Origin of the sequence: Pseudoalteromonas sp. ESRF-bin5, from assembly GCF_002632075.1 — a bacterium.
Taxonomy (GTDB): domain Bacteria; phylum Pseudomonadota; class Gammaproteobacteria; order Enterobacterales; family Alteromonadaceae; genus Pseudoalteromonas; species Pseudoalteromonas marina.
On record NZ_NTLW01000115.1, the window covers coordinates 1 to 8,877 of the forward strand.

8 protein-coding genes are annotated in these 8,877 nt (G+C 38.1%); 1 reads left to right on the plus strand and 7 read right to left on the minus strand.

Translation table 11 applies throughout. The features are described from left to right. The 7 genes from BCG07_RS05800 to BCG07_RS05830 form a co-directional block, all read right to left on the minus strand. The coding region (locus BCG07_RS05800) for an ExbD/TolR family protein (protein WP_286889225.1) at positions 1–242 on the minus strand (242 nt) is incomplete at its 3' end. A gap of 252 nt (positions 243–494) precedes the next feature. Beyond that, entirely contained in the window at positions 495–938 is a 444-nt protein-coding gene (locus BCG07_RS05805; protein ID WP_008126367.1) for a ferritin-like domain-containing protein, read from the minus strand. A gap of 175 nt (positions 939–1,113) precedes the next feature. Continuing rightward, positions 1,114–2,052 (minus strand): LysR family transcriptional regulator, encoded by a 939-nt coding sequence (locus BCG07_RS05810; RefSeq protein ID WP_006794660.1) that lies wholly within the window; start codon positions 2,050–2,052, stop codon positions 1,114–1,116. A gap of 16 nt (positions 2,053–2,068) precedes the next feature. Beyond that, complete coding sequence (aceK, locus tag BCG07_RS05815; RefSeq protein ID WP_286889228.1) at positions 2,069–3,787, minus strand: bifunctional isocitrate dehydrogenase kinase/phosphatase; 1,719 nt, start codon at positions 3,785–3,787, stop codon at positions 2,069–2,071. 142 nt (positions 3,788–3,929) lie between these two features. Beyond that, the gene (locus BCG07_RS05820; protein WP_286889231.1) at positions 3,930–4,415 is read right to left on the minus strand and encodes a DUF4124 domain-containing protein; all 486 of its coding nucleotides are present in this window, start codon (positions 4,413–4,415) and stop codon (positions 3,930–3,932) included. A 97-nt stretch (positions 4,416–4,512) separates the two neighbouring features. Further along, positions 4,513–6,006: a DUF3413 domain-containing protein gene (locus BCG07_RS05825; protein ID WP_286889233.1), complete on the minus strand. Its 1,494-nt coding sequence runs from the start codon at positions 6,004–6,006 to the stop codon at positions 4,513–4,515. A gap of 4 nt (positions 6,007–6,010) precedes the next feature. Then, the gene (locus BCG07_RS05830; protein ID WP_006794656.1) at positions 6,011–6,223 is read right to left on the minus strand and encodes a YejL family protein; all 213 of its coding nucleotides are present in this window, start codon (positions 6,221–6,223) and stop codon (positions 6,011–6,013) included. A gap of 62 nt (positions 6,224–6,285) precedes the next feature. On the opposite strand from BCG07_RS05830, the gene yejK reads away from it, so the two are divergent. Next, positions 6,286–7,302 (plus strand): nucleoid-associated protein YejK, encoded by a 1,017-nt coding sequence (yejK, locus tag BCG07_RS05835; protein ID WP_006794655.1) that lies wholly within the window; start codon positions 6,286–6,288, stop codon positions 7,300–7,302. Positions 7,303–8,877 lie beyond the last annotated feature (1,575 nt).

Genomic DNA, 8,877 nt, shown 5'->3' on the forward strand with positions numbered 1-8,877 from the left:
TGCTCCAAGTCAATTAACCTCCCTGAAAAGTAAACGCCGTTATTTGCATCAATACTGAAAACCGCATTTTTACTTTGTTTTTCAATACTTGGTTTGTCTAATGGGCGATTTAATTCAATGGCGACGGGTTTAACAAATGAGGTAGTAACAATAAAAAATATGAGCAGTATGAACACAATATCAAGCATTGGGGTCATGTCTACGTCGGCGTTATTTTGCAGTTTAGCTGTTTTATTTTTCATATTGGACCTTACTATTTTAATTAAAGCTGCGGCGCCACAGCGAGGTTTTTAGGATCCTATTAACAAAACTAGCACAGCTGAAAAATAATACAGTTAAATAAATATTCTAATAACATTAAATATTTGTATAAATTATGTTCTGACATGTTACTCAAACAGGTTAAATGATTTTAAAGCAATAAAAAACCCAGCCTATCGCTGGGTTTGTATGGGGAATAATTTACTGAATAGCTAAAATACAATTCAGGTTATTTAGCTTTTTTGCATACGGCTCATTTCAGCATGACAGCTTTGCATTGTAAGAAGTGTTGCAGCAAGCGCGGCTTCACAATCTGCGGGTTGTGGCTTATCCATCGCTTCTTTAATTTCTGCTAGTGTTTTGTCTTCAACTTCTTCCAGCTCGCTTACATACGTGCTGTCGTTGTTTGAACCAAATGTAGTAAGAAGTGCGGTGTATGCTCTGCGCGCTTCTACAGCAAATGAAGAGCCTTCCTCTCGCTCACCTTGTTCGTTAATAGCATAGGGTTGCAGGCGTTCAACGCTGACTCTGCGTGCGTCAATCATGCGCTGGAATAATGCTCCGATAGCAGGGTCTTTAATATTCTCTTGTGCTTTTTGGTAAAAATCGATACCGCTGTTCATTACTTGAATGATGTCTGAAATATGATTAGCGTCTGTTCCTTGAAGGGTGTTCATAATGACCTCTTTAATGTTACGAATGAAACTTATCATAACTAAAGCAAGGGCCATTCCATTTTAAAAAGGTAATTTAAGTTGCTGATATTTATATGTATATTTTGCTTGTTAAAAATGGCTAGGCGAAAATACAATATTACGCCTAGCAAATCTTACAAATAACCGTGTAATAAGTTTATTTTAGCTCATCAGCCACTTCAGCGACTTTTTGGCGAAGCCAAATATGGCTTGCATCTCTGTGTAGCAGTGGACTCCAAATCATGTCTAACTCAAAAGGAGGAATAGGAAATGGCGGCTCTAAAATTTTAAGGCCGGCATCGTCTAAATAAATATTAGCGGCTTTTGATGGCAAAGTGGCCACTAAATTTTGCTCTTTTGCTAAGTGAATGGCTACATGGTAATTACGTGTAAATGTAGCAATATTTCGGTGTTTCCCAAAGTGAGCAAGTGCTTCATCAACCCAGCCTAGCTTTTGCACATCTTTAGGGTCCATACCTACGCCCACACCAAACCCCGTTTTACTCACCCATATATGGCGCGCTTTAAGATAGCTATCAAGGCTGAAGTTTTCAATAATTGGGTTGTCTGCTTTTACAAGGCAGCAAAAGCTGTCTTTCCATATACGTTTGTGGTGAAACGATTGTGGCAGATTTTCAAAGCGGTTGATTGCCATATCTACTTTACCATTTTCAACATCATGAAAGGTCACGTCACTTGGCGTAAGTATATCTAAAGTTGTATCTGGGGCTTCTTCGTGCAGTTTGCTCAGTAGTTTTGGTGCAAGTGTGCTTGCTGCATAGTCACTGGCCATTATCCTAAATACACGTTTACTTTGGCTGGCTTCAAACTCTCTATTTGGTGCGAGTGTTTCTTCAAGTGTCATAAGTATGCCACGAATGACTGGCTGTAACTCTATGGCACGCTCTGTTGGTACCATACCATCGCTGGTACGAACTAAAATAGGATCATTAAAAAGGTTTCGAAGGCGCTTTAGGCCGTTACTCATGGCCGGTTGAGTAATGCTAAGTTGATTTGCTGCGCGTGTAACGTTGCACTCTCGAAGTAGTGTATCGAGGTATACAAGTAAATTTAAATCTATTTTGCTTATATTCATGTGTGTGTCCTTGCGTTTACCAGTGATGGATAAAACGCTGTGCTGTCGGGTACGGGTAAATATGATTTATTAGGCCATTTTTTATATTTTGTTGGGCCTGCTTCCAAAAGTTAACATCAATCAGTTCAGGGTGTGTGCTTATTAAAAACTGTTTGTATGTTGGATTGGGTGTTACAAATGTGCAAAGTTGCTCCGGAAAAACGTCTTGCGGGGCAACAGAGTAAGTTTGTTCATCCATTAAGTAATCATCGTAGCTTTTCGCTTTAGGTAAAGCTCTAAAGTTCATGTCTGTTAAATATTGTACTTCGTCGTAATCATAAAAAATAATGCGCTTATGTTTACTTACACCAAAGTTTTTCAATAGCATATCACCAGGAAAAATATTAACCGCTATCATTTCTTTTAAGGCTTGGCCGTATTCCTCTATTGCATCTGCAGCGCTTTCGTCGTCAGCATTTTCCAAAAATAAGTTAAGTGGCGTCATACGGCGCTCAATATACAAATGTTTTATGATCAGCCAATCACCTTCAATGACCATCGACGAGCCAATTGTTTTGTGCAGCTGCTCAAGTAAATTACTATCAAAGCGCGCCAAAGGAAATACGACGTTTGAATATTCTATTGTATCGGCCATTCTGCCAACTCGGTCATGGCTTTTTACGAGTTGATACCTTTTCAAAACTGTATCGCGGCCAAATGGTTTACTCTCACCAAATTTGTCTTTAATGACTTTAAATACATAACCAAAAGAAGGCAGGGTAAACACCATCATCACCATACCTGGAGTACCTGGTGCAATGGTAAATTCGTCATTCGAATGTGCTAAATGATTTAAAAATTCTCGATAAAACTCGGTTTTTCCCTGCTTATGAAAGCCTATGGCGTTATAGAGTTCTGCCATAGTTTTATTGGGCATAAGTTCATTTAAAAAGCGTACCAGCGCAGAAGGTGCATGGGTTTCAACCATAAAGTAAGCGCGGGCAAAACCAAAAATAACACGCATCTGTGATGACTTAGTGAGTAGGGCATCTAAATATAAGCCTTTATCTTCGTGATGAAGAACAGCAATTATAAACGGCTGAACACCACTTTCAGATACAACCCGTCCCACTATGTAAGCTGCTTTATTGCGATAAAACGCGGTATGTAAAATATCAAAGCGCATTTTCCAGGGTTGATGATGAGTGTCGGGGGCTTGCTTATAAAATGCTTTTACTAGCAGACGAATATCGCGTTCTAAATCAACAAAAGGTGCTTTAAAGTCAAAGTGGTTAATAATGCGTTTAATTGTGGGTTTAAGACCATCAACAACCGGAAAGTAACTTCGGTATTCTGACTCAACAGGAACCGATGGCGCATCTTTTAGGGTTGCTTGTACAAATATAAAGTCGTTATGAAAATAGCGTCTATGGTAAAGCCTGCAAAACACCGAATTATAAAATGTTTCAGCAAGTTCAGCCTGAGGGTGAAAGCATAAGAATTCTTGGTATAGCTTTTTAACTTCAAGCCAAAGGGTTTCGTCAAGTTCGTGCGAAGGATGGTCTTGCTTTAAGGTATGTATTGTTTCGTTAACACGCTCATCGTAATAACTAATACGTAAACGGCTAATATCATTAATTGCTTGCCAGTCTTGTTTGGCAAAGGCAAGGGGCGCTTGAGCGGTTATTTTTTGAAAAAGCTGATAGTGCTTTTTAAAGCCAGTTAAAATTAATTCAGCAATACTACGTGGCTGCATTAGCACTCCTTAATTGACACTAGAGTTTATACTCTATTTTGTTAAGGGTATGTTATTTTAAGTTTAAAACCAAGCTAAATTAATTAGGGCTAAATTAATCGATAAACTAAAAGTGCAAATTGTAAGTTAAGTAATATGTTTGCTAATTACTTTTTTTGTAACTTTCGATTTTTTTCTCAAGTTTTTTAATTCGTTTGGTGACTGTAGATACTTCTTTTTTATATTCTTTATTTATTAGCTTTAGTTTTTTGGTAATGTCTTTTGCAATTCGCTTTTTATCGTCGTCAGCCAGAATATGATTTAGGCGTTCTTTTTGCTTGTATTCATTACGTTGTTTGTTTCTGTCGAGAATAGCAAGCTTATGGTTGTTACTGCGTAGCTCTGCCTCTAAGCCTTTTAAAAGCTGTTCTCGTTCAAGTGCATTTAATTGTTTTGAATAATCAACATCAGGACCTGACTCTGTGACATTAGCGGTAGTCACTTTATAAGCTGTTGCTTGGTTATCGCAAGGGAACTGAGAAAAGGTTGTGCCTTTTTCGGTCACGCATTTGTAGTAGGTAGTTGCGTTGCTGTGTGTACTCAATAAAAGAGTACCAAGCACAATAAAAAGGTAAGTAGGTTTAGTCATAATAGCCATCCATGAACGTATTTTTTTGCTAAGCAATTAACGTGTTATAAAACTATAACCTAGCTTGGCATTATCGCAAGCTAGGTTAACATCATGACTATTCAGAGAAGGTTTTTAGCTTTTTAATACTTTGTACTAAAAATGGGATATCTAAGCGTTGTTCAATAGAAAACCCCTCAGCGGCAGAAATATTTTTAAAGTTACCATCTGAGTCTATTAAAGTGATTCGATCTTTTTTATATGCAATTACAACACCTTGGCTGTAGTTAACACCCATGTCATCTTTTTTCTTGTATAAGTTTACACCGAGCATTGTTTGCTTAGCAATGGCGCTACAATTTAAGTATTTGCCAACGCTTGTTGTAATTAAATCGCTAGGTTGGATAAGCCCATTTACTTCAGCAATATTCTTATCAGAAGTATATAAGGTTGATGTAGTGACTACTTCAGCGTTATCGCTTGCTAAACTAAAGGCAAAAACATGCGAATTGTTACGTGGCGCTTGCTCGGCAGCACCATTAATAACTCTAATGGCATTATTGGTATGAGCTTGATCATTAATAAAGCTAAGGCTATCAATACCTATAACTTCAATACTACGGCGCTGGCTTTGCCATGCAGGCAGTATTTGTTCTTGTAAAATAGCGGCTTTGTAAAATGAAGGTAAACCATATACTAAACCAAAAAGCGTATCGTCATGGTTAGTAGGCTGTAAAAACAGTTCTGTTTTATGAAGCTCTTTGTGGTTATTTGCAAACTCAACTAGTTGTGCATCAGTTTCAAATACAAATATGTCTACATTAGCCTGAGTAAAGTCATCACACTTTAGCAGTGGAGCCGGTGGCTGATAATTAATATTTTGGTTATTAATTTTTACGCTATGAGCTTGGTTATAAGTTTCTATATCTAGTAAATCGTTTTTAGCCAATAAGCTTTTCGCAGTGGTTGGGTACGAAAGCGGCAACACATTGTCTTGCTTGGTAATATCAAATTTTAAGTTAGCGTCTGCCCAAATATGAATGCTGTGGCTAAAAGCAAAACAGATCACTAAAAACGAAATTGCATAGCGTGCAAATTTAAACTGTTTTAAGCGTGCCAAATGGTGCCAAGTATAATTGCTTACCACTAATTGAAAACCTAAAATCAATAGCACAATACCGCCCGCAAGAAACGTAGTAAGCGCTGGAGAAGTGGTTAAGCGGTTCCAAAGTAAGGAAATAATTTCAGGCAGGGCTGAAGGGTTTAAATGATAACCCAAGTTAACATATACATAGGCGTCTAACGTTAATAAAGACGCGCCACAGGTTGCAATAACAGCGGCCATGCCACGAATATGACGTGGGTAAGGAAACACTAAACTTAAAGGAAATACCGTCAGCACAAACGCCAAAAAGGCAATAAAGCTAGTATGGCTAAGCCATGTTACTAGCATGTATGTAATGCCCATGAAGCTTGTTGGTGGCGAGTCAGCAAATAAATAGCTTAAGCTAATTAGTAGCGCTAAACCTATGTTGGCGAAGGTAAACCAATGCCCCCAACTTAGCAACTGACTTGCTTTTGATGAAAACTGATTGTGCTGCGATAAATTCATGCGTTTATTTAACCGACTGTGAAAGTGCTTTTGCAAAGTTCTCAGTTACAGCTTGTCTTTTCCCTGTTGGTACATGCTCTTTTAGGATATGCGTGATAGAATTTCCTAAACACATAAGACTTAAATCAACCGGTGCTTTGTGTTGAGTTAACACATCAATAAGCTGGTCGACGATTTGTTCTACTTCTTCATTAGAGTATTTTGATAAGATTGGCATCAGTTGGTTCAATAAAATAGTTATATTCCCGTATTTTAACACTTGAGGCGTGAAAAACAAAGATGACAACAGACGTTAAAAAATTAGTCGTTCATTATGTAGACAAAAAAGATGACGATACGCAAATTCACCTTCGCAACGACGAAATGATCATTAATGATAAAGTCGCTGTTTTTATCGAACAATTACACCATGCATTCACGGGCAAGCCAGGTAAAGGTTACTGTGCCTTTAGTGGCGAGAAAAACAGTATTGTTGCGTCATCAATGCAAAGTTACCGCAATAACGAGCTGGGCTTTTGGCATTTAACTGAGCAAGCATCTACCGTATTAAAAGAAGAGCTAGATAAATACGCATTTAACGAAACAGGCTATTTGGTATTTTGTCATTATCAGTACGTGGCTACGGACTACATGTTAATTGCTATGATTAATATCAAAGAGCATTACTCAATGACCTCTGAGCTTGATTTAGCAGCATCGCGTCATCTTGACATTTCTCGTATGCAATTAGCAGCACGTATAGATTTAACGGCTTGGGATACACAACCTGAGGATAATCGTTATATTTCGTTTATTAAAGGCAGAGCAGGGCGAAAAGTTGCTGATTTTTTCTTAGACTTTTTAGGCTGTGAAGAAGGTGTTGATCCTAAACAACAAAGCCAAGTTATGCTAAATGCAGTAGAAGATTACCTATCTGAGCAGCAGTTTGATAAATCAGAAAAAGACGATTTGCGTAAGCAGGTTTTTGATTACTGTAACGATTGTGTAACGACCGGTGAAGAAGCAAGCGTAACCGAACTATCAGCGGCTATTTCAAAAGGCGATGACAGTCCGTTTGACAGCTTTTGCAAGGACCAAAGTTACGATTTAGAAGAAACATTCCCAGTCGATAAAAAAACCGTGACCAGTATGGTTAAATTTTCAGGCTTAGGCGGCGGTGTGAGTGTGAGCTTTGAGCGCAAGCATTTAGGTGAGCGTGTAACCTACAACGAAGCAACAGATACGTTAGTAATTAAAGGTATTCCACCAAACCTTAAAGATCAACTGCAACGCTTTATGGAAAGTGAAGGCGAATAAGCCCTGTACTGAGTTAACAAACCGATTAAAAGCGTGATATTCATATCGCGCTTTTTTTTGCCTGTTACGCCACTAGTTAATTTAAAGCTAGCTGCTAATTTCGTATCTACAAATAGATTAAAGATCTTAATTGTCAAAGAGTAGTGAATGAGGGGCAAATGAGCAGACAAGTAAAATTCAGCCTTTTTTCATTTTTCTTAAGTGCAGTTTCTTATAAATATAATATTACCACCGAGAACACTGAGCCGCTGCGCGCTTCACAGAGAAGACAATAACCCTTAAATCACTACTCCTTGGCTTCTCCTTCACTTCTCGGTGGTGACAATATCACTTTTTTAAACAATTTTGCGTGAGCAAGCTTCACGCCTACAGGGTAAAGTGTAAGTTGATTTTTTAGACGTTGAACTAGATCACGTTAGAAGCGAAGCTTCTTATTACTTATAAATAAAATACGACCACCGAGAGCACCGAGGCGCTTCGCGCTTCACAGAGAAGACAATAGCAATTTGGTAGTTACTTCTCCTTGATGACATAATCACTTAGCAATGCAGGGTGTTTATTTTACTTGTAGGCGCCTTGCTAGCTGGCGCTTTAATTATTAAAAGCGTAGCTTCTTGTTACTTATAAATAAAATACGACCACGGAGAACACAGAGGCGTTGGGCTGCACAGAGAAGACAATAGCTCTTAAATCACTACTCCTTGGCTTCTCCTTCACTTCTCGGTGGTGACAATATCACTTTTTTTAAACAATTTTGCGTGAGTAAGTTTCACGCCTACAGGGTAAAGTGTAAGTTGATTTTTTAGACGTTGAACTTGATCACGTTAGGAGCGCAGCTTCAAATTTTAAAGATCTTAATTGTACAAAGAGAAGAGAATGAGGAGAAAATGAGCAGACAAAAAAATTTAAGCCGCATTTTCACTTCTCTAAAAGCGCAGCGTCTCTTAATCTCTTTGTGCATATTTGTTTTTAAGGATATAAATCTAGCATTTAAAGCCAGCAAGCAGCCGCCTAGGGGTAAAGTTTGATATTTATTTGTAGACTAAGAGCTTTCTCAAGTTATAAGCGAAGTTTCTTATTTTTTATAAATAAAATAGGACCACCGAGAGCACTGAGCCGCTGCGCGCTTCACAGAGAAGACAATAGCTCTTAAATCACTACTCCTTGGCTTCTCCTTCACTTCTCGGTGGTGACAATATCACTTTTTTTAAACAATTTTGCGTGAGCAAGTTTCACGCCTACAGGGTAAAGTGTAAGTTGATTTTTTAGACGTTGAACTTGATCACGTTAGAAGCGCAGCTTCAAATTTTAAAGATCTTAATTGTACAAAGAGAAGAGAATGAGGAGAAAATGAGCAGACAAAAAAATTTAAGCCGCATTTTCACTTCTCTAAAAGCGCAGCGTCTCTTAATCTCTTTGTGCATATTTGTTTTTAAGGATATAAATCTAGCATTTAAAGCCAGCAAGCAGCCGCCTAGGGGTAAAGTTTGATATTTATTTGTAGACTAAGAGCTTTCTCAAGTTATAAGCGAAGTTTCTTATTTTTTATAAATAAAATAGGACCACCGAGAGCAC

What these genes read in the sequence shown, in the direction of transcription:
- BCG07_RS05805 (WP_008126367.1), bottom strand. Translation starts at nt 938, where the DNA reads ATGAACACCCTTCAAGGAACAGACGCTAATCATATTTCAGACATCATT.
- BCG07_RS05810 (WP_006794660.1), bottom strand. Translation starts at nt 2,052, where the DNA reads ATGAATATAAGCAAAATAGATTTAAATTTACTTGTATACCTCGATACA.
- aceK (WP_286889228.1), bottom strand. Translation starts at nt 3,787, where the DNA reads ATGCAGCCACGTAGTATTGCTGAATTAATTTTAACTGGCTTTAAAAAG.
- BCG07_RS05820 (WP_286889231.1), bottom strand. Translation starts at nt 4,415, where the DNA reads ATGACTAAACCTACTTACCTTTTTATTGTGCTTGGTACTCTTTTATTG.
- BCG07_RS05825 (WP_286889233.1), bottom strand. Translation starts at nt 6,006, where the DNA reads ATGAATTTATCGCAGCACAATCAGTTTTCATCAAAAGCAAGTCAGTTG.
- BCG07_RS05830 (WP_006794656.1), bottom strand. Translation starts at nt 6,223, where the DNA reads ATGCCAATCTTATCAAAATACTCTAATGAAGAAGTAGAACAAATCGTC.
- yejK (WP_006794655.1), top strand. Translation starts at nt 6,286, where the DNA reads ATGACAACAGACGTTAAAAAATTAGTCGTTCATTATGTAGACAAAAAA.